Origin of the sequence: Rothia sp. P4278 (assembly GCF_048512945.1) — a bacterium.
Lineage (GTDB): Bacteria > Actinomycetota > Actinomycetes > Actinomycetales > Micrococcaceae > Rothia.
Genome location: NZ_JBLXXU010000003.1, coordinates 49,407 through 69,676 on the forward strand (window position 1 = coordinate 49,407; position 20,270 = coordinate 69,676).

15 protein-coding genes, 1 tRNA gene and 1 other RNA gene are annotated in these 20,270 nt (G+C 58.8%); 10 read left to right on the forward strand and 7 right to left on the reverse strand.

Going from position 1 to position 20,270, the window contains the following annotated elements; translation table 11 throughout:
- Positions 1-382 precede the first annotated feature (382 nt).
- The 6 genes from ACN085_RS07315 (at position 383) to ACN085_RS07340 (ending at position 7,052) form a co-directional block, all read left to right on the forward strand.
- Positions 383-1,267, forward strand: coding sequence for a DNA-formamidopyrimidine glycosylase family protein (locus ACN085_RS07315; RefSeq protein ID WP_419111075.1), 885 nt, complete (start codon positions 383-385; stop codon positions 1,265-1,267).
- A gap of 446 nt (positions 1,268-1,713) precedes the next feature.
- A complete protein-coding gene (locus tag ACN085_RS07320; RefSeq protein ID WP_419111076.1) occupies positions 1,714-2,847 on the forward strand; it encodes a pseudouridine synthase in 1,134 nt (377 codons plus the stop codon).
- A gap of 261 nt (positions 2,848-3,108) precedes the next feature.
- A complete protein-coding gene (locus ACN085_RS07325) occupies positions 3,109-4,377 on the forward strand; it encodes a glycoside hydrolase family 76 protein (RefSeq protein ID WP_419111077.1) in 1,269 nt (422 codons plus the stop codon).
- Between the two features lie 17 nt (positions 4,378-4,394).
- Positions 4,395-4,880, forward strand: coding sequence for a TspO/MBR family protein (locus tag ACN085_RS07330; RefSeq protein WP_419100392.1), 486 nt, complete (start codon positions 4,395-4,397; stop codon positions 4,878-4,880).
- Positions 4,881-5,046: 166 nt separating this feature from the next.
- Complete coding sequence (gene tgt / locus ACN085_RS07335; RefSeq protein ID WP_419111078.1) at positions 5,047-6,546, forward strand: tRNA guanosine(34) transglycosylase Tgt; 1,500 nt, start codon at positions 5,047-5,049, stop codon at positions 6,544-6,546.
- A 2-nt stretch (positions 6,547-6,548) separates the two neighbouring features.
- Positions 6,549-7,052 carry an SRPBCC family protein gene (locus tag ACN085_RS07340; protein ID WP_419111079.1) on the forward strand — a complete coding sequence of 168 codons (504 nt, stop codon included), beginning with the start codon at positions 6,549-6,551 and terminating at the stop codon, positions 7,050-7,052.
- 113 nt (positions 7,053-7,165) lie between these two features.
- Here the strand turns inward: ACN085_RS07340 and ACN085_RS07345 are convergent, their stop codons facing one another.
- The 3 genes from ACN085_RS07345 to ACN085_RS07355 form a co-directional block, all read right to left on the reverse strand.
- Positions 7,166-7,606 carry an acyl-CoA thioesterase gene (locus tag ACN085_RS07345; protein WP_419100389.1) on the reverse strand — a complete coding sequence of 147 codons (441 nt, stop codon included), beginning with the start codon at positions 7,604-7,606 and terminating at the stop codon, positions 7,166-7,168.
- A gap of 138 nt (positions 7,607-7,744) precedes the next feature.
- Positions 7,745-9,115, reverse strand: a complete 1,371-nt coding sequence (locus tag ACN085_RS07350) for an amino acid permease (protein WP_419111198.1) — start codon at positions 9,113-9,115, stop codon at positions 7,745-7,747.
- A 197-nt stretch (positions 9,116-9,312) separates the two neighbouring features.
- Positions 9,313-10,764, reverse strand: a complete 1,452-nt coding sequence (locus ACN085_RS07355) for an amino acid permease (RefSeq protein ID WP_419111080.1) — start codon at positions 10,762-10,764, stop codon at positions 9,313-9,315.
- 961 nt (positions 10,765-11,725) lie between these two features.
- Between ACN085_RS07355 and ACN085_RS07360 the strand changes: the two genes are divergently transcribed.
- Positions 11,726-12,106: a hypothetical protein gene (locus ACN085_RS07360; RefSeq protein WP_419111081.1), complete on the forward strand. Its 381-nt coding sequence runs from the start codon at positions 11,726-11,728 to the stop codon at positions 12,104-12,106.
- Positions 12,107-12,113: 7 nt separating this feature from the next.
- Here ACN085_RS07360 and ACN085_RS07365 read toward each other — a convergent pair whose 3' ends face one another.
- Positions 12,114-12,794 (reverse strand): queuosine precursor transporter, encoded by a 681-nt coding sequence (locus ACN085_RS07365; RefSeq protein ID WP_419100387.1) that lies wholly within the window; start codon positions 12,792-12,794, stop codon positions 12,114-12,116.
- A gap of 275 nt (positions 12,795-13,069) precedes the next feature.
- Here ACN085_RS07365 and ACN085_RS07370 point away from each other — a divergent pair, with 275 nt between their 5' ends.
- The gene (locus ACN085_RS07370; RefSeq protein ID WP_419105468.1) at positions 13,070-13,738 is read left to right on the forward strand and encodes a TetR/AcrR family transcriptional regulator; all 669 of its coding nucleotides are present in this window, start codon (positions 13,070-13,072) and stop codon (positions 13,736-13,738) included.
- Between the two features lie 228 nt (positions 13,739-13,966).
- Here ACN085_RS07370 and ACN085_RS07375 read toward each other — a convergent pair whose 3' ends face one another.
- The 3 genes from ACN085_RS07375 to ACN085_RS07385 form a co-directional block, all read right to left on the reverse strand.
- The gene (locus ACN085_RS07375) at positions 13,967-14,296 is read right to left on the reverse strand and encodes a type II toxin-antitoxin system VapB family antitoxin (RefSeq protein ID WP_419100385.1); all 330 of its coding nucleotides are present in this window, start codon (positions 14,294-14,296) and stop codon (positions 13,967-13,969) included.
- Between the two features lie 68 nt (positions 14,297-14,364).
- A complete protein-coding gene (locus ACN085_RS07380) occupies positions 14,365-16,659 on the reverse strand; it encodes a S8 family serine peptidase (RefSeq protein WP_419111082.1) in 2,295 nt (764 codons plus the stop codon).
- A 401-nt stretch (positions 16,660-17,060) separates the two neighbouring features.
- Positions 17,061-17,145 (reverse strand) — tRNA-Ser (locus ACN085_RS07385).
- Between the two features lie 160 nt (positions 17,146-17,305).
- On the opposite strand from ACN085_RS07385, the gene ffs reads away from it, so the two are divergent.
- An RNA gene (gene ffs / locus ACN085_RS07390) (signal recognition particle sRNA small type) lies at positions 17,306-17,402 on the forward strand.
- Positions 17,403-17,563: 161 nt separating this feature from the next.
- Positions 17,564-20,260 (forward strand): DNA polymerase III subunit gamma and tau, encoded by a 2,697-nt coding sequence (locus tag ACN085_RS07395; RefSeq protein WP_419111083.1) that lies wholly within the window; start codon positions 17,564-17,566, stop codon positions 20,258-20,260.
- The last annotated feature ends 10 nt before the right edge of the window (positions 20,261-20,270 follow it).

A 20,270-nucleotide genomic window follows, 5' to 3' on the forward strand; every position in this document is an offset into this window, starting at 1 on the left:
GTAGCCTGCACGAAACTCTCGTACGCTACGAATAAGATGCACATAGAGAGCACCGAGTGACATCACCAGCATCATAGCCAGAACAAGCATGAAAAGTAGGTACACCGCTTTGACCTCCATCTAGGGGACAGGCGGTAGGGGCCGCCTGGGGGCGGGTAGACTCAAGCAAAATAGCAGGAGTGCACCCTTTTGCATAAGGTAAGGGGACATGTCCGAAGCATCGATTGTGAGACTTTGAACACAGAAGACTATACACCGCTTTCTATTGTGGCTTGCAACTCTACAGTTTTTCTATCTTTCATGTCAGCTGACCCCGAGGGTGAGGCCGGTGGTAGCTACCGTAGAATGAGGCAAATTTTGGTGCGACAAGAAAGGTAAAACCGTGCCCGAGGGAGACACCGTATGGAGGCAAGCCCGGTCCCTCCACCGCGCACTTGCCCACAGAATAGCCCACACGACAGACTTTCGAGTTCCCTCATCTGCTGGCATCAACCTCAGCGGTCAACCTATCCACGGCGCGCTCGCACGCGGCAAAAATATCCTGCTACGCATCGGCGATACTACCGTCCATTCGCACCTCAAAATGGAAGGTATCTGGCACATTTACGGAACGGGACTCGATGGCCGCTCCGACCCCTGGAAACGACCCGCAACCGCAGCCCGCGCCATCATCCAGGCTAACGCCCGTTTAAACCCCGACGGAACACCTCTTGAGGGGAGTAGGCCTATCACGGCGGTCGGCTTCAACCTCGGTGTCCTGGAAGTTTTCCCCACCAGCCAAGAGCAAAGCAGGCTCTCCCACCTGGGTCCGGACATTCTGGGGCCTGACTGGTCGCTATCTCAGGCTGTAGCACGCTTGTCCACCCAACCCGACCGCGCCATCGGGCCAGCCCTACTCGACCAAAGGAACCTAGCGGGGATAGGCACCATTTACCGGGCTGAAACCCTCTTTCTTGCCGGGATTGACCCGAGCACCCCGATCGGCGCAATCCCCGACCTGGCCGGGCTCGTCTCTATCGCCCACCTGCTCCTTGATGCTAACCGGGCCAGGCCCCACCGGGTCACCCGTACCACTACCGAACCCCTATGGTGCTACGGGCGGGTAGGACGCCCCTGCTACCGCTGCGGTGCAACCATCGTAGGAGAAGACCTCTCAGATACTGGCGTGGGGGCTAGCCGCTATACACCCGGCCACCTGATCGCCCGTCCCGAGGACATAGACCGCCTGAGCTACCGGTGCCCCGGCTGCCAAATACTTTTGAGCTAAGGCAGGCGATCACTGGCGGGGCATATTCACGCAAGTACTCCCGCACATAAGGAATAGTAAAATCTACATACCCGTGGCAAGGCCAGCTCATAGCTCATGAGTCGGGACCTATAGGTATTCGCCTACTGAGGAGTGCCCCCAACCACGCTCTAAAGCTAAATCCTTATAAGCCTTAAGTAGAACTGTCTTACCTGCCCTTGGGGCTCCGGTCATGAGTAAAGTGCGTGCCGGTTCAACCAATACCGTCTTTGGTAGCTTCAGCGAGATCAACAAGTAGCTGACCACACCCAACCAACAGCGGCGGTGTGACACCGAATGTAGGAGTAAAGGGGGTGCGACCTATGGTTGTTTCCTCATCCTTTTATTATTCCTTCTTATTCTTTCGTATTTTGGGTAGAGATTTTGCAAGGTCTCATCCGGTTCACGCTCCTGGAATAATAGGGGGCATGCGCCGAGTCAACCGCCACCTCACGCCCCAGCCCCTACCCCAACGCAAGGGCATCGATGCTGTCTCCTTCACCCTGCCCGATGCTAACGACCCCACAGATAATGTTCTAGGCACCAGCACCGTCTTGGACTACCTGGTGGCCCGTTTCTACCCCCACCAGTACGAGCTTTTTGCCAGCCGTTTTGAGCGCAAGGAAGTGAGGGACGCTCAGGGCAACCCGGTAGCCCCCACCGCACCACTGACCGGCCAGAAAATCTGGTACTACCGGGAGCTAGGCCAAGAAAAACCCGTCCCCTTCGACATGCCTGTGCTCTATGAGGACGAGTGGGTGCTGGCTATCGATAAACCCCACTTTCTGCCCACCACACCCAACGGCTCCTTTGTCGCGCACACGGCCCTGACCCAACTGCGGGTACGCGAGAACAACCCAGCCCTCATACCCATCCACCGCCTGGACCGAGCCACCGCCGGAGTGGTCCTCTTTGCCAAAGTGCCAGAGGCCCGAGCCCCTTTCCAAACCATGTTCCAGCGGCGTGAACCCACCAAAACCTATGAGGCCATCGCAGCACCGCTGAGCACCGGGGGCACAGAGCTGGCCCCGGGGGAAAGTCTGACGGTTCGCTCGCGAATTGAGAACGCCCACGGCTCCTTGCAGGTAGCCCAAACCGATATAGAGTTTTTAGCTGGTGACGCCCCGGCCCTGCCCCTTGAAACCAAGGCTCAGTTGAGGGAGCGACGGCGCTCTGGTGCCGGTTTTTCTGGGCAGAATGCCCAGTCCCGCATCACCTGTCTAGAGACCTTCGAGCTTGCACCGGGCCTTTTACCCGACGCCTCCACAGCTAATCCAGCTTTGCCGCTACCGGCACCGGGCAGACGCCTAACCCGCTATCTTTTGGAGCCCCACACCGGCAAGACCCACCAGCTGCGTGTGCACCTTGCGGCAACGGGGGCACCGATTCTGGGGGACGTTGTTTACCCCGAGGTCCTCCCTATCGCTGAGGACGAGCCAGCCCTGCCCCTCCAGCTTCTGGCCCGGTCGCTGAGCTTCCCCCACCCCGTAACCGGCCAGGCGGTGCTGGTGAAGAGCCAGAGGCAGCTGACCTTAGCCCCAGGCCCCAGCGGGGCTCCCTAAGCCCGTGCTATGGCCCAAACCTTCACATGTGCGTTCAAAGAACCCACCCATGAAGGTTTAGCGCACATGAGAAGACGGACCGCCTCAACCAGGCTCACCCCCAGAAAAGAACCCCGGTTGCACACCACCATGAATGGCCGCCGGAAAAACCGCCCGCCAAAGACCCGCATGAGGTACTTGCCCTTGCTTACATGCACCTACCGGTGGGTAAACTAACAGACAGTACCATCAATTCGCCCCAGCCTCCCGCGAAAGGCAACTATGTGCCCCAGACACTCAAACACCTCCCCTGACCAGCTCAATACCCTGGCCGCCGAGCACTGTTTGACCCTGGCCAACCGAGCAGACACCGCACGCCACTCTATACTCCGACTCTTTGGGTCCAAGGCTGCGGCACTCCCCGGAACGCTCATTGGGCGCGTAGCCCACCCCGATACCCGCCCCCGCCGCCAGCGGGCAAGGGAATGGCACTACTGGTGGCAGGCCCACCTCATGGATGCGCTGGTAGATACCGGTTTCCGCCAGCAGGCCGCGGGGCAAGGAGACGAAGCCCAGGAGGCTCTCAAACAGGCCCGGGCTCTTCTACGCGGTATCCAGGTACGCAACTACGGCTCCTACCCCAATGACTTCTACGATGACATGGCCTGGCTGACCTTGGCCTGTGAGCGTCTCAACCGGCTAGCTCTGGCGGTGGAGGGTGACGGTGACAGCGCTGCTCAGGACGCTGGTCAACGCCTCTACCGGGAGCTGACCTCAGCCTGCACCGCTGAGGTGGGCGGTGGGGCTTTTTGGTCTAAGGATCACGACTTTAAGAACACCCCTGCTACCGCTCCTATAGCGCTGGCCTTTGCCCGCGCTCACCGGTACAAGGAAGCCGCAGATTTGCTGAACTGGTTGCAAGCTCACCTTTTGGACCCCGAAAGCGGTCTTTACCTGGACGGTGTCAAAGTTACCGGTAGCGGTGAACAGGCAGGCATCTCCTCGGTTGAGCGAGGTCTCTACACCTACAACCAGGGCCCGGTTTTGGGCGCTTATCTGGCCTTACTCGATGCCGGGGCTACAGACCGGCTAGTTCTTGACCCGGTCACCCATATCGCCGAGCTGGTTGACTCTGTTGACCGTACTTTCGGCCTTGATTTTGAGGTTTCCAGCACCGAGAGCCTGCGCCTACTCCGCACCCAGGGTGGTGGTGACGGCGGACTCTTTACCGGGATCCTCGTGCGCTACCTAGCCGATGTGGCTCTGCATAGCGCCCTGCCCGAGGCTACCCGCGCCACAGCGCGGGGGCTTGTTCTGGCAACCGCTGAGGTCTTGTGGGACGGCCGGCGCGAGTTTGACCCCGATCTGCCCATGAGCGAGCCGGGCATTGACCCCAACGAGATTCGTGGGCAGGCCGTTGCGCTTTTCTCCCCCCATGTTGAACGCCATATCTCCGATCTTCTCAAGCCCGGTCAGCCGGTGGATCTTTCCACCCAGATTCAGTCCTGGACTATCATAGAAGCAGCACAAAGAATTTTTGCCTCAGACTAGATTAAAAGGAGTAGCCCATGGCTCGGCTTTCACCCTACCTTCTGACAACTTCAGCTACCTGTGCCTGTGCGGTTGCTGGTTCGCTAGCCTCAGACCCCGACAGTAGCTACTACAAGAACCTCACTAAACCAGCCTGGAACCCGCCCAACTGGGTTTTTCCGCTTGCCTGGACCTCGCTCTACACCTGCATAGCTGGGACCAGTGGCTACACCCTGGCCCGTTTAAAGCAAGACGGTAACACTGAAGAGGCAGGGCGCTACTCAGCAGCCTTAGCAACCAATCTGGCGCTCAATGCTTCCTGGAGCTATACATTCTTCCGGTCGCACCGTTTAGGTTTAGCAACTGCGCACGCAGGTGTCTTGGCCCTTAGTTCTGCTGATCTGGTGCGGCGGACTGCCCGGATCAGTAAATCCGCTGGCGCCCTTCTGGCCCCCTACGCGGGCTGGACCGCTTTTGCTACGGCTCTTTCAGGTAGCATCTGGTGGCTTAATAACAAGAACTAGCGGTTGGTCCATACTGCTCTGCCCCCGGGGTGCAAGAGGCAGGAGGGTTTCCGACCCGATGAGCCCATTGGCTAGGCTGGTCTCATGACTTTTTGGACTGGCTTTCTCAACCGGGCGCAAGCCCGCCCACTCCAGGCTGTGGAAAGGCTCTAGTAGACTAGGGCTTGTGCTCAATACCGAATTTTCTGATCCCGGCTTCTCCTTTGAGCTGGGTAACCGCCTGACCGAAACAGCCACCCCCTCCGCTGCCCACCGCACCGCAAACGGTGGGGACTTCCAGGGGCGCACCGGCATCATTCACACGCCTCACGGCGACATTGCCACCCCCGCCTTTACGCCCGTGGGCACCAAGGCAACCGTCAAAGCAGTCTTGCCCGAAGCCATGAAAGAGCTCGGCTCCCAGGCCCTGCTGGCTAATGCCTACCATCTCTATCTCCAGCCCGGCCCCGATGTGCTCGACGCCGCAGGCGGTCTGGGCAAGTTCATGAACTGGGACGGCCCTACTTTAACCGACTCCGGCGGTTTTCAGGTCATGAGCTTGGGCTCTGGCTTTAAGAAAGTCATCGATATGGGCACGGTCGCCGGTGCTGTGGGTGCCGATGGGCGGCCCATCGGTGATGACGACGTAGCCGCCGGCAAAGAACGTATGGCCCATGTGGACGATGACGGAGTTAACTTCAAGTCCCACATCAACGGGGATATGCACCGTTTTACCCCCGAGGTATCCATGCAGGTTCAGCACAAGATTGGTGCTGATATTATGTTCGCTTTCGACGAGTTGACCACGCTTTACAATTCTCGTGCCTACCAGGAAGAGGCCCTGGAACGCACACGGCTGTGGGCTCTGCGCTGTATTGCTGAGCACCAGCGACTGACCGCTGAGCGGGTGGGCAAGCCCTACCAGGCTCTCTTTGGGGTCATTCAGGGCGCCCAATACGAGGATCTACGCCGCAAGGCCTGCCGCGATTTGGGGGCCATGCCCTTTGACGGTTTCGGCTTGGGCGGCGCCCTGGAAAAAGAAAACCTGGGCACCATTGTGCGCTGGTGCACCGAGGAACTTCCCGAAAATAAGCCCCGCCACCTGCTAGGTATCTCAGAACCGGACGATATTTTTGTGGGTATCGAGAACGGGGTAGATACCTTCGACTGTGTCTCACCCACCCGCGTTGCCCGCAACGCCGCCGTCTACACCCCCAATGGTCGCTTTAACCTGACCAATGCCCGCTTCAAGATGGACTTCAACCCCATCTTTGAGGGCTGTGACTGCTACACCTGTACCCACTACACCAGGGCCTACCTGCACCACCTCTTTAAGGCTGACGAGCGTCTTTCAGCCACGCTAGCTTCCATTCACAACGAACGGTTTATCGTCAAGATGGTTGATGATGCCCGCCAGGCTATCGACGACGGCACCTACTTTGAGTACCGGGACGACTTCCTGGGCCGGTATTACGCCAAGAAAGTGGCCCAGCAGGCGGAGCAGGAGGCCGCGCGGGCGCTTAGGGCTGAGCGAGAGGCTAAGAAAGCTGCCGCGGCTCAGGCCCGTTGGGAAGCCAATATGAAAGCCAAGGCAGAGGCCGAGGCCCGCCGCGCGGCACAGGCCGCTCTTGCCGCGCAAGCTGACGAACACAATGCCACAGAGACCAAGGCCAAGCAGGAGGGCTAACCATGCAGGATTTCACGCTCGAAGACCTCACACCTGAGGAAACCATTACCTACCGGCACGAGTTTGCCGCCAGCCCCGAACAGCTCTACGAGGCCTTCACCAATCCGGCTCTGTTTGTGCGCTGGTTTGGCCCCAAGGACTGGAAAATTATTCCCAGCACCCTGACCCTGGAGCCGGTCATTGGAGGGCGTAAGCAGTTCGTCATGCGCCACCGCCAGCAGAAGACTTTCCAGGCTCCTATCTACATGCGTTTTATTACTATGCAGGAGCCGCATCTGCTGGAGTACCGCGAAGCTCTACCGACTCCCCAGGGTCAACCCAGCGACACTCTCATCGGTCTGCGTCTTGAGTTTGAGGCGGGTACCGCTGTGACCGAAGACGGCGTGGGCCAAGGAACTATCCTCAAGCTCACCCAGGGGCCCCTCCCCCAGGGCGTGCACCAGCAGACCCTGGACTCCTGGAAGGGTTCCTTTGAGTCTCTAGCCGCTCTGCTGGCCGCCCGCTAGGTTCCAGAGCAAGCGAGTGTAAGGGGAATGTACCCAAGGCAGTAAATTTTATACAGCCTTGGGCGCATTCCCCCTCATTTTATGCGCGGATATGCCCGGTTGGAGGCACCCGGTCAGGCCGTCAGCTTTTGGCGCTGTTCGGCGCTCAGCCGCATGAGTGAGCCGGTGGCTGTGCTGTAGAAAGCTAAAGTAGTGGTGGCAGAAACGCAGTGGGTGCCCTCTAGAGGGTCGTAAAGCTCGTAGGCCAGGGTAAAGGAGGCCGGGCTGACCTTACTGACGTGTACCTTGGCGGTCACGGGCATGCCCCGGTAAGCCAGGGGGCTGCGGTACTTGATGTGGTTCTCAGCTACCAGGGCCTGGGTACCCTCGGGTAAGTCAGCAAAGAGCGGTAGCACCGGTTGATGATTTCCCGCTTGCCCCGATGAGGGCGGGCACCCCAAGAGAGCCACACGGGCTTCCTCAAGGATCTGCACGATAGTCACATTGTTGACGTGCCCGTAGGCATCCATGTCTCCCCAGCGGAGCGGAATCTCAAAAGTGTAGGTAGTGCTCATACCTTTTACTGTACCCAGGTCACGGTAAAAAACCTGCCCCGCTACCAGTCACTGCCTTGAGGAGTCACCTATCTTCTTAGGGAACCCGGTGAGCATCAGTGGGGCACCCGACAGCAACAGGTTAGTCTCTGGGCGTTCTTAGTCCTGGGAATTTGCTGCCACGGCGGCATCCGCTTCGGCAAAGGCATCTTCAAAGCCGGTGTGAACGCGCTTAACCACGCCAAAGTAAACCATGGTCAGGATGAAGAAATAGGTAACACCGATGCTTGCAGGTGCTACGTTTCCGGTGCGGGCAAAGAGGGCCGCCCAGATGGCGAGCAGGAGCAAGATACCGGCCCCGGCAGTGACCCTGCCGCCCCACATGCGGAAGGCTGAGGAGTTACCCTCAACGCCCTTGAAGGCAATGTAGGCCAGAAGAATCAGTACCCATACGGTCAGGGCGCAGACCATGGTCAGCGTCATCATCAGGCCAAAGGCCTGCCCCGGCTGGAAGACCGCAAGCAGGATTGCCAGGAGCACCCCGGAGGTTGAGGCCCACATGGCGGGAACGGGAATACCCTGGGCGCTCACTCGGGCCAGCTGGCGGGGCGCCATCTTTTCAGTGGCCAGTGAGTGAAGCAGGCGGGTGCCCGCGTAGAGGTTGGCGTTAGCGGCAGAGAGCGCGGCCACTAGAATCACGAAGTTAGTGATACTGGCAATTGCGGGTACCCCGATTTCGGAGAAGACCAGCACAAAGGGTGAGGCTTCTACCGAACCGTCCAGTTGGGCCGCTGATTGCCAGGGGATAATCGATACCACGATAAAAAGTGAGATCACATAGATGGTGGAAAGCCGCCAGATATTGGCCTTGGTGGAGGCCCGCACCGAGCGAACCGGGTCTTTGGCCTCTGCCGCGGAGATAGAGAGCATCTCGATGCCGCCGAAAGAGAACATCACAACTGCCAGGGATAGCCATATACCGTGGAAGCCAGTAGGCATAAACCCGCCGTCATTGGTCAGGTTAGCTATACCAGTTGCGGGGTGGTTAGGGGCGCCGACAAAGATGAGGGCTAGACCTATCAGGACGAAGAGGAGCAGGGCAATGACCTTGATGGAGGAGAGGAAAAACTCCATGGTGCCAAAGTAGCGCACGCTGCGCACATTCAGGGCGATAATGACCAGCCCGAAGAAGGCGACCCCCGCCCACAGGGGCAGGGCGGGCCACCAGTACTGGAGGTAGGTGCCCACAGCGACCAGCTCAATACCGGTAATGACGGCGGTAACCGTCCAGTAGGCCCAACGGGTTAGGTAGCCCGCGTAAGAGCCCAGGTAGCGCCCAGCAATGGAGCCGAAGCCGCCACGCACGGGGTAACGCACCGCCATTTCACCGGTGGCGGCGGCGATAATGGCGGCCACCAGTGAGCCGATGGCGTAGGCCAGGATAACGGCGGGCCCGGCCAGGCTAATAGCTCCACTGGATCCCAGAAAAAGACCGGTGCCCAGGGCAGAGCCCAGCACAATCATGGTCATTTGGTGGTGAGTTAGTGAACGTTTGAGGTTGTGTGTCTTACCCGCGTCGGCTTGCTGTGCCACAGTAAATGGACCTATCCCTGTTAGAGCTTGTGTGTCTATTGATGTGATTCTACGGCAGAACGCTGGTTCTAGCTCCCAACCTGGGGTCGGGGCTAGAACCAGCGTCCTCATATCTTATGTGACTATGGAGGGAACTAGGGGCGTTTCTCGGTCACCGGCAGCTGGGTAGTAACGGCCCGTGCATCCTCAAAGGCATCGTCTGAGGAGCGGACGTTCTTCTTGACCCCGGCAAAGTAGGTGAGGGTGACAAGGGCGAAGAAGGAGAGGCCCACCAGGACGGAGGTCAGCATGGATTTATCGACAAAGAACATGGCGATGAAGGTGGCGACGATACCGGTGAGTCCCAGGGCTGCGGTGGCGGCCCCGCCAAAGACCTGGAAGGGGGCTGGGTCTTTTTCGCTCTTCTTATAGGCAATGTAGGAGAGCAAGATCATAGACCATACAACGAGAACGCTGACGGTCACCAGGGCCATCATGTAACCGAAGATGTTACCGACACCGGAAATCGCCATAATCATAGCTACCACGGCCCCAGCGGATGAGGCTGTGAGGGCTAGAACGGGGCTGCCCTGGCCGCTGGTTCGGGCTAGAACTCGTGGGGCCATGCCTTCGTGCCCCAGGGAGTGCAGTAGCCGGGTGGCAGCGTAGAGGGCTGCATTAGCACCAGAAAGCGCTGCGGTGAGCAGGATGAAGTTGGTGATACCACCAACATAGGGGATACCTAGTTCGCTAAAGACGGTTACAAAGGGGGAGCCCTCAATTTCTTTGCCGAGCTCAGATGCGTTCCGCCAGGGGATGATTGCCACGATCACCAGGAGGGAGAGCACGTAGAAAGTGGCTAGTCGCCACATCATGGCCTTAGCTGATGAGCGGACTGAGCGGACCGGGTCTTTGGCTTCTGCCGCGGAGATGGAGATCAGTTCAATACCGCCGAAGGAGAACATGACTATGGCCAGGGCTAGCCAGATGGAGGCCGGGCCGTTAGGGATGAAGCCGCCATCATTGGTCAGGTTGGCGGTGCCTACGGCCTCTTGGCCTGGTAGTCCAAAGAAGACCAGGGCTAGGCCAAAGATGATGAAGAGGATCACGGCAGTGACTTTGATGGAGGAGAGGAAGAATTCCACGACACCAAAGGATTTGACGCTGGTCAGGTTGAGGGCAAAGATAGCGCCACCGGCGATGAGCACCCAGATCCAGAGGGGGGCTTGGGGGTACCAGTAGGCCATGTATTTGCCTACGGCAACGACTTCCGCGCCGGCCAGGGTGACGGTGGTCATCCAGTAGGCCCAGCGGGTTAGGTAGCCGGCGTAGGGGCCCAGGAATTTACCGGCGATGGTACCGAAGCCACCGCGCACGGGGTAACGCACCGCCATTTCTCCGGCGCAGGCGCCGATGATAGCGGCTATGAGCGAGCCGATAGCGTAGGAGATGATGACGGCGGGCCCAGCGATAGCTATGGCTGGGCCGGAGCCTAGAAAGAGGCCTGTACCTACGGCCAGGCCCAGGGCGATCATGGTCAGTTGGCCGTGTGAGAGTGAGCGGCTGAGTTGGCCGTTTGAGGCTTGGTCTGCGTGAGAATGTGCCACGGTTATCCCTCCCCTTCTTGTCAGTATGTGGTGTATGTAATGAACCGCAAGTTTACACAGGTTTCCCCTGCAAAAACGTGCCTTACTGAAAGACCATTATGCAATGAGATGCAGCTCACCCTCTTGGTTGTTAGTGCAAGCTCTTGGGCGATGAGAACCGAGTGACTAGCCATGTAATTATATTGAGCATCTACAGAAGTAGAGGTTATTAGCCGACCAGACAGACTGGACAGCAACTATTGAAAGTTAAGCAACCTGTAACTCTTATCAGAACAACCAACACAGTTACTCACATATGAAATACCCCTTCCTGATGAATGCACACCCCCATTGAAAAAATTATTGAATCGATATCATCAATAACTCTTGCCGCGCACAGAGCGAATCAGTACGTTAAGAACTAAATAATCCTTTTGATCCCCAAGTTCATCCAAAGACGGTTGACCAAGCCACTCAAAGGAGTACCCCGTGAAATTCACATACCATAAACAACTTTTTGCAACTTTTACCGCTTTACTATGGGTTTCACGCCCGCCTCTTGCCCGGGCTTCCCCCGCCCCCATTTTCGACTCTCCAATATCACCAGAACAACTTCTAGTGTCATTGTAGAAAGTATTGGCCACGATACCGATTGGCGTTATAAATCCGCTATTTGGTGGTTAAAGGCGGGCAGCACCACCTCCAGCTCAAATAGGCAAGAACGCACTCTCTACCAACAAAATGTGGCGTTTCCCTGCAAGAATAAAAACAGCACAGTGGGGGCTGGTACTACCGCAGGGACAATCGTGCATCAGGGAAAGACCTACTATGCACGTCTATACCCACCTACGATAACCCTTAATTGCGGAGTCTAAGCATGTTTAGACTGCTGAAGCAGCTAGTCAGAATGGTGGCCTGTGAGGATGGAAAACCACCACCGATTCTGCCCCTTTTTGGCAGGGGCCCTTTTCAAGGGGCAGACGTGAGCGTCCAACTGGTCTTTATTGGGGACTTCACTTCTAACTACAATCCGATCGTGGGAGTTGTTGCCGATGAAGCCACTGCCCTAAAGCTTTTTCACCGCCACCCAGAACATAAGATTTCCTGGGAAAAAATTGCTGTTTCGGATGCAATCGAGATGCCTGCTCCAGGCTCCCTTCTGTGGGTACTCATTCAGGGTGGCCCATTTAGCCCCACAGCATATTCCAACCCTTCACCGGTCGCCGCCTATGCAGATAGGGGCAGAGCTATCGAGGAAATAGCCCGCAGAGAAGAGTTATACGGGGAGGAACTTCTGCTCTGCTGCCTCCCCCTGGGCACCATTGATTTCACAGCGCCAGACTGGTCTTATACCGGGTCTTAGAGTACCCCTAAGCCTGCACCCCGTAGGTGGGCTCGTGACGCTTGAACCAGGCAATGACCGGGTAGGTGACAGGGAGCAGGACGAACTCAATAGCGCACTTGTAGATGTAGCCGACCACCACGTAGTTCATAAAGTCGCCAAAACTTGTAATTCCAATAATGGGTGCCGCAATAGCACAGAAAATGAGGGTATCTGCCAGTTCGCCAACCAGGGTAGAACCCATAAGCCGGCCCCAGAGGTGCCTACCGCCGGTTGCCGCTTTAAGCTTGACCAGCACCCAGGAGTTAAGGGTCTGCCCCACCAGGAAGCCCAGCAGGGAACCGGCCAGAATCTGAGGAACAGGCCCCAGCACACTTTCAAGAGCGCTCTGATTCTCGTAGAAATCTGCAACCGGTAGCGCAATGAGGATCCAGAAGGAGGCCGCAGCTACAGCGGCAGCCACAAAACTGGTAACGATGGCGCGGCGGGCCAGCCTGAAGCCGTAAACCTCACTGATGACATCACCCAGCACATAGGCCAGGGGAAAAAGGAAGAAGCCACCGTCGGTAATGATGGGACCAAAGGTCACACCCTTGGTTGCCCCAATGTTGGAGAGGATAAAGACCACGCAGGTTGCCGCCAGGAGCAGGTCGTAGTAGGTGCGGGTTGGGCGGGCGTAGCCGGTATCGCCGGGTGCGGGTGTAGACACAGTTTTCCCCTGGATTATCTTGAGTTGAGTTCGAGTGTGCCCACCTGCCACCTGGGCCATCAGTATTTTACACTAAAGGTGGTGACACCCGCCCTGCATGAGGCTGCTGAGAGTGAGCCTGCGAGCCTAGCTCACCCCGGTGCCCTGACCCGGTCTTTTTTTGGGGGGCATCATATGGGATGGAGGTTAAGGTCATGGCCGACTGTTTTCTGACGTTTTTGAGCCGCCGGTCGCCCCTGATAGGTTTTGGTGACATTTTAGAGTAAGGTGTCAGTATGCCCAGAATTTCAGCCGCAACGAATGCCGCCCAGCGCGAGAACACTAAACGCGCCATCCTCGACTCCTTCGGCCGCCTGCTCTATGAGCGGGGCCTGCCAGGGCTCACCATGACCCATGTTGCTAAGAACGCAGGTATTGGGCGCACGGCTGTCTATAACTATTTTGCCGATATGGGTGAGCTTCTGATCGCCTACGCCCTCGATGAGACCGAGCGTTTCTTAACTGACTTGCGTGAGGCTCTTGCTGGCTTTGAGAACCCCATCGACCAGCTTGCCGTCTATGTGCGACTGCAGATTGAAGACCTTTCCCGGCGGCACATGCCCCCGGGGCCAGCCATGCGATCGGTACTTTCTCCTGACGCTTTCGCTAAGCTAGGTGCCCATGTGCGCGAATTGCAGATGGTGCTTGCCGGTATCCTCTCGAGCGCTATTGAGCGTGGCTACCTGCCGGATAACGATATTCAGGAGCTGGCCCAGCTTGTTCATGGGTCGCTGTCCTCTACGGCTGACCGTACTGAGGATGCGGCCAGCAACGATGCCCGCGAGCGCCATATTGAGCATACGATTCGTTTTATTCAGCTTGGCTTGGGTGCTCGTTTTGATGAGCTGGGGCGGCCTATCCGTTTGGACGGCTCCCCCGATGTGCATCTGGTAGAGGCTTCCTAAAAATTTTTCTCTGGGTAGGGGTCACCTCCTTTTATGGGGGTGGCCCTTTTGTCTGCGCTCATGTTTGCTGGTGCGCTACAGCCAGGGCGCAAGCAAGCGGGTTCACGGCCTGACTTAAACCCGCAGTTGGGGTGCCTGCTAGCTGGCTCGGGGCTGGCCTTTAAGGGGTGCTAGCTGAGCACCCCAACTTGGGCCCTGCGATAAACCCGCCCCGCCCGCAGGGAATGATTAGCTGTCAGCATTAGCCAGTAGCCCCGGTGCGAACCCGTCAAGATCCAGGACGCGGGCGTACATGACCGCGCGGCGTTGGAGCGCCGTACGCAGGGCGCGGTGTACGCCGTCTTCCAGATAGAGCTCACCCTGGTAGCGCACTACATGGGGGAAGAGATCACCATAGAAGGTGGAGTCTTCGGCCAGAAGGGTTTCGAGGTTGAGGTTCTTTTGGGTGGTGATGAGGCGGTCAAGGCGCACCTGGGAGGGCGCTATAGAGCCCCAGCTGCGCTGGGTGAGGCCGTGGTCGGGGTAGGGGCGGGTATCGCCGACGCCTTTGAAAATCATGAACCTATTCTAAGCGTCCTGACCGCTGCTACCGGCGCACTCGTCCACTCTAGGGAGGGCGCTAGGTATTAGGATTCCCAGATACCGCGTTTGGCAGACCAGTTGATTGTTTTTCCGCCGCTGAACTTGACACTCACGACCCCGTTGACAGCCGGGCCCTCATTCTCAAGTGGGAAGCCGTACCCGGTGGTGTAGCCATTGTGGAGCCAGTGATAGTAGATGGCACCTGTGGAGTTGAGGCTGTGAGCCCCGGTTTGGGGTGACCAGAAGATTGCGGTTTCTGTGCCCTTGCGGTGGCGGAAGTAGGTGACGGCTCCGCCGGGCAGGGCGAGTTCGTCGGTGGCGGGGAACCCGTAGCTGTCGATGTGTCCCTTTGCTACCCAGAGCGCGAAGATTGCCCCCCTGTGGTTGAGGGCGTGGGAGCCGGTGTAGGGGGACCAGTAGGTTGCTGTGTAGGTGTTGCCGTTACGGAAGTAGAGTTTGGCGCCGTCACCGAAGGCAGTTTCGTCGATAGTGGGAAAGCCGTACCCGTAGACGTGACCTGATTCGACCCATTTGTAGTAGAGCCCGCCTCTGTGGTTCATGCTGTGGGCCCCTGTTTGGGGTGACCAGAAGACGGCGGTGTAGGAGTTACCGTTGCGGAAGTGTTGTTTTGCACCGTGGCCGATGGGTTCTTCGTCGATAGTGGGGTAGCCGTAGCCCCATTCGTAGTGGGCCTGGCGGAAGCGCGCGCCGATGGCTCCTGGCCAGAAAATGGTGTGGGCGCCGGTAGCTTCGGTCCAGTAGATAGTGCGGCTGCGGGCGAAGTTTTGGACGGCTCCACCGAGCCTGGTGGGGAATTCGTTGCCGGTGGGTTTTCCGTAGACTGCTTGGCCACCGGTGGCGTAGTAGTGGGCGCCAATAGCGCCGATGAGGCTGTAGCCGCTCCCGGCGGCTTCTACTGCGGCTGCGGTGTTGAGGAAGGGGTAGCCCTTGATCCAGCCGCCGTTCTTGGTTCTGAGGATTGACCGGATCTGTTGGATGGTCAGTGAGGGGTTGCGCTCTTTCATGAGGGCGATGGTTCCGCTGACGTGGGGTGCGGCCATGGAGGTTCCGCTCAGGTAGCCGTAGGAGGGGTCACCTGGGTCGGTGGGGCCGCTGTTGTAGGTGGAGATAACGCTCCCGTTTGAGGCACCGCCGGGGGCAAGGATGTCGAGGCGGTGGCCCCAGTTGGAGTAGCCGGACATGATTTTGCCTTTGCCGGTTGCGCCCACGACGATGCCACCTGAGCAGTTAGCCGGGGTTGCCCCTGCTGCATTGATTGCGCTGTTGCCGGCTGAGATAACGATGGGGACGTTGCGAGCGGCGGCGCGGTTGATAGCGTCTTGGAGGATCTGGGGGCAGGTACCCATGTTGATGGCTTCGGAGAAGTTCACGACGTCTGCGGGGGTGGGGTTAGGCGGTGCGCCCTTGACCGGCACACCCGCGCTCCACATGAGCCCGGCGGCGTAGTCGGAGATGTAGCTGCGCCCGTATTGGCCCATGACTCTGGTGTGCTGGATTTTGGCGTCGGGGGCTACACCGGCTACGCCTATGCCGTTGCTGGTTTTTGCGGCGGCGATTCCGGCGACGTGGATTCCGTGCCAGAGGGAGTAAGAGCCGGGGTACCAGTCGCCGGGGTCGGTGGGGTCCGGGTCCCAGCCGTCACCGTCTTTTGAATAGTCCCGGCTGACGAAGTCGTAGCCGGGGATTTCTTGCGGGGTGAGGTCGGGGTGGTAGCGGGTGCCTTCATCGGCTATGCCGATGATAATCCCCTTGCCTGTCGCCAGGTTCCAGGCCGCCGGTACCTTGGCTTCGCGCATATTCCATTGTTGGTCCCAGTAAGGGTCTCTGGGTGGGTTGCCGGGGTGGGCGGCGGCCATGTTTTTGACGCGCAGGTCGGGTTCGGCGGAAAGGACGTCGGGGCGACTTTCGAGTTCTTGGATCAGTGCTTTTTGTTCGTGGGCGTCCAGGTCGTGGCTGAGGTGGATAACGGCTGTACCGTCAATAATCTCGCGGGTATTTTCTGCCTGGAGAGTGTCTGCCAACGGGCTTTGTTCGACTTCTTCGCGGGCAATGGCTTGCTGTTGGGTGGGTGCGACGTGCGGTGTGAAACGGACGATGATTTGATCGGTGGTTTCTTCGACCCTTGATTCTTGCAGGACGCTTCGCTCGGCGTGCTCACCGCCGGTCAGGGTGGGATCCCCGGGCAGGTAGCTGGCTGTTTCGTTGGGGGGTGTGGGCTCGGCCTGCGCGGGCAGTGCGGGGGTGAGCGAAAAGAGTAAGACGAGGGGCAGGAGGAACCGCTTGTGGTGGCGCTCAGCCCGGCGGGTGAGGGGGAACATGGGGGTCCTGTCACGAGAATGTGTATTCGGTAATTTGAATTGTATCGGTCGCGCTACTATCCCCCGCTGGAGGTCTATATCGAAACTTACTTAAGGTCATTAAGGCCCTATGAAGATATGCGGCCTTCTCCCCTTACCAGTCGCTTCCAAGCCCACGGCAGAAAAACAACTATGACATCATCATGACGTTCTCTTACCAGCGAATTTTCGCTGGGTCTCTTCTCGGGGCGTACTCCCTTTGAAAAAGCCTTCTTCCCTAGGCTCAGGCTCCTCCAGATGGCAGTCAGCATGGTCACCTTTGAGGGGGGATGAGCGGCGCAGGCCGGGGTCAGCATTTTGGGTGTGCATGTTTTGGGCAGATAAAAAGCCGGTCTCATCAAGTGGGCGATGAGACCGGCTAGCGGAGGATGGGGGATTTGAACCCCCGAGGGCGTGAACCCAACACGCGTTCCAGGCGTGCGCCATAGGCCGCTAGGCGAATCCTCCAGGTGTCTTGCTTTAGCTACAGCGAACTGCAGCTTCACGAAAGCGAACAGATACGAGCATACCCCACACAACCCACTAACGCAACACGGGCACCTCTTACCGGGGGCTAAGGCCAGCAGAGAGCGCTTTGCCATCTACCCCGCAGGTGCGCTACAGTAGATGAAGCCCCTTACGTGGCGTTATCTTGGAGAACTCCCCCAGGGCCGGAAGGCAGCAAGGGTATCTGGGCTCTGACGGGTGCGTAGGGGGTCTTTTTATGCCCAAAAACTGGCAGTCAACCCATTATGCTCAGCGTACACAGTTCTTAGAATGTCAGCCACCCCTACTAGACTGTTAAAAACAGTTCCCCCGCTGGTTCTGTATCTGCCCGGACCTGCACGGTTGGGCTCAGCTGTTAGCACTCGAATGAAGGTTTAATGTGAGCACTGCCCTCTACCGCCGTTACCGCCCGGAGTCCTTTGCCGACGTCATCGGGCAAGAGCATGTGACCCTACCTCTCATGACTGCCCTCGAAAAGAACCGGGTCAATCACGCCTACCTGTTCTCGGGGCCGCGCGGGTGCGGTAAGACTACCTCAGCCCGTATTCTTGCCCGCTGCCTCAACTGCGCACAGGGGCCAACACCCACTCCCTGCGGGGAATGTCAATCGTGCCGCGATCTTTCCCGTGACGGTGGCGGGTCACTCGATGTGATCGAGATGGACGCGGCCAGCCACGGCGGTGTAGACCACGCCCGAGACCTGCGCGAGAGAGCCACTTTCGCCCCGGTGCGTGACCGCTACAAGATTTTTATTATCGATGAAGCCCACATGGTGACCAGGGAGGGCTTTAATGCCCTCCTAAAGATTGTGGAAGAGCCACCGGCTCACATTAAGTTTATTTTTGCGACCACCGAACCTAACAAGGTGCTAGGCACTATCCGCTCCCGCACCCACCACTACCCTTTCCGGCTGGTACCACCCCAAATTCTGGGCCAATACCTGAGTAAGCTCTGCTCAGAAGAGGGCGTGCAGGTAGCTGAGGGGGTCATCCCGCTCGTAGTGCGTGCCGGTGGTGGCTCGGTGCGCGACTCGCTCTCCATTCTGGACCAACTCATGGCCGGTGCCTCTAGTGAGCAGGGCATTACCTACGATTTGGCCGTTGCCCTCCTTGGCTTTACCCACGGTGAGCTACTTGATGAGGTTGTAGACGCTTTCGCTGGCGGTGAGGCCGCCCAGGTTTTTGCATCGGTGGATCGGGTAATTCAGACCGGTCAGGACCCCCGCCGTTTTGTGGAGGACCTACTTGAGCGCTTCCGCGACCTGATTATTGTCAAAGCTGTTCCCGACACCGCCGGTTCCATTCTGCGCGGCCTTGCAGCTGACCAGCTAGAACGCATGAGAGCGCAGGCCAAGAAGCTTGGCTCTGCCGAACTTTCGCGCGCCGCAGACCTTACCAACGAGGCCCTGAACGAGATGGGCGGGGCGATGAACCCTCAACTCCACTTAGAACTGCTCTGCGCCCGTATCCTGCTCACCTCGGGCGAGCAGAGCCTTGGTGCTCTAGCGGCCCGCCTGGAACGCTTGGAAGGCAAAATAGCTTCTGGCCCGCAGGCTACACCCACCCAGGGGGCAGTGGGTAGGCAGGATACTCAAACAGGGCAGTCGTTAAAGTACCCGATGCCCGCTGCCTCAGGCCCCACAGCGCAAGAGCAGGGTTCCGGCCCGTCCGCGAGCGCTCCGGCTACCCAGAGCTCTTCTGCTACCGAGCAGGCACCTAAACCCCTAGCAAGTGCGCCCTTTGCCGGCGCTCCCCTAGCTGGTAAGCCACTAGCGGCCCCTCCCCTGAGGGCCCCGGCACAGCCCCCGGCCGGGGTTCCGTCACAGGCCCAGCCTGCAGCCCAAGCGAGCGCACCGGCCCCCACTACGCCGGCCCCCACCAAGGCTCCCCTAGCAGCGGCAACCACCGGTGAAAACACGGTTAACCTGGTACTCAATTCCTGGTCCGATATTCTTAGCCAGGTGCCCTCCTCTCTGGCCCGTGCCCAGTTTGCCCAATGCCAGCCGGTGCGTTTTGAAAACGGTTCCCTCTTCCTGCTAGCTGAGCTACCCGTGCTTAAGTCCGTCAAGGACTACCTACCTCAGCTCCAGCAGGCACTTCTCAACGTGCTGGGCTTACAGGTTCAGTTGCGTGGTGAGATCAAGCGTCCGGGCGGAGGGTCAGCACCACCCACCAAGCCCACACCCACCGAGCCCACACCCACCGAGCCCACGCCCAGCGGCCCGGTTCCTCATCAGCCCTCCCCGGAGCCGTCACAGGATCCGACCTCACAAGCAATGCCGCTGCCACCAGAAAATACAGAGCGCCCCGGTCTTCCTGCCCAGGGGCAGAACCAGGGGCTAGCTTCCCCACCACCGGTTGAGCTAGCTCAGGGACCCCGCGGTGGCGACCAGGCCTGGGAGGCCCACGGCCAGCCGCTCTCAGATCAGCCCCCCTCATGGAGTCCCGATGATTGGAGCGCCCCGGTCACCTCGTGGAACGTGGCGGCAATTCCCAGCGAAGACCAGCAGGTTCCCGCCCAAGAAGAAGCCGCAGGCTCTGCGGAAACCCCCCACAGCCCCCACCTGCGCGTCATCGAAGGTGATGCTGATCCCGTAGAAATCGCTAAGGCTCAGCACCCCTCCCAGGGCGCACATGAACGCAACGCCTTTGCGGTAGCGCCCCAAAGGCAGGAAGACCCTGAGGTTGCGCCCACCCCCGAGCAGGAACCGGAAGACCCGGACGAGCCCTCCACTGGCTTTGCCCCTGCGAGACCGGCAGTAGCACCGCTGGCTCCACAGGCAGCAGCCCAGGCAACGGTCCAGCCCCAAGAGCAGACACCCGCTCCTGCCGAGCAAGGCCAGCATCAGACACAAGAACGCAAGCTGTCTTTCCGGGAACGTCACGCAGCACAAATAGCCGCAGGTAAGCAGGCCCTTACTCAGTCCCAGCAGCAAGCCCCGGTAGAAGAAGCAGAAGACTTCACCCCCAGCGACGACGATGCCGCCCTCGAATCTGCCGTCCTCATTGGGCAGAAGGCTGTTGAAAAAATACTGGGTGGAAAAGTTATTGACGAACAGCCCCTGCACCAGGGCTAGCAAGGAGTTT

Coding starts and splice junctions, on each gene's coding strand:
- ACN085_RS07320 (WP_419111076.1), top strand. CDS start 1,714: ATGCGCCGAGTCAACCGCCACCTCACGCCCCAGCCCCTACCCCAACGC.
- ACN085_RS07325 (WP_419111077.1), top strand. CDS start 3,109: ATGTGCCCCAGACACTCAAACACCTCCCCTGACCAGCTCAATACCCTG.
- ACN085_RS07330 (WP_419100392.1), top strand. CDS start 4,395: ATGGCTCGGCTTTCACCCTACCTTCTGACAACTTCAGCTACCTGTGCC.
- ACN085_RS07340 (WP_419111079.1), top strand. CDS start 6,549: ATGCAGGATTTCACGCTCGAAGACCTCACACCTGAGGAAACCATTACC.
- ACN085_RS07345 (WP_419100389.1), bottom strand. CDS start 7,606: ATGAGCACTACCTACACTTTTGAGATTCCGCTCCGCTGGGGAGACATG.
- ACN085_RS07350 (WP_419111198.1), bottom strand. CDS start 9,115: ATGACCATGATTGTGCTGGGCTCTGCCCTGGGCACCGGTCTTTTTCTG.
- ACN085_RS07370 (WP_419105468.1), top strand. CDS start 13,070: ATGCCCAGAATTTCAGCCGCAACGAATGCCGCCCAGCGCGAGAACACT.
- ACN085_RS07375 (WP_419100385.1), bottom strand. CDS start 14,296: ATGATTTTCAAAGGCGTCGGCGATACCCGCCCCTACCCCGACCACGGC.
- ACN085_RS07380 (WP_419111082.1), bottom strand. CDS start 16,659: ATGTTCCCCCTCACCCGCCGGGCTGAGCGCCACCACAAGCGGTTCCTC.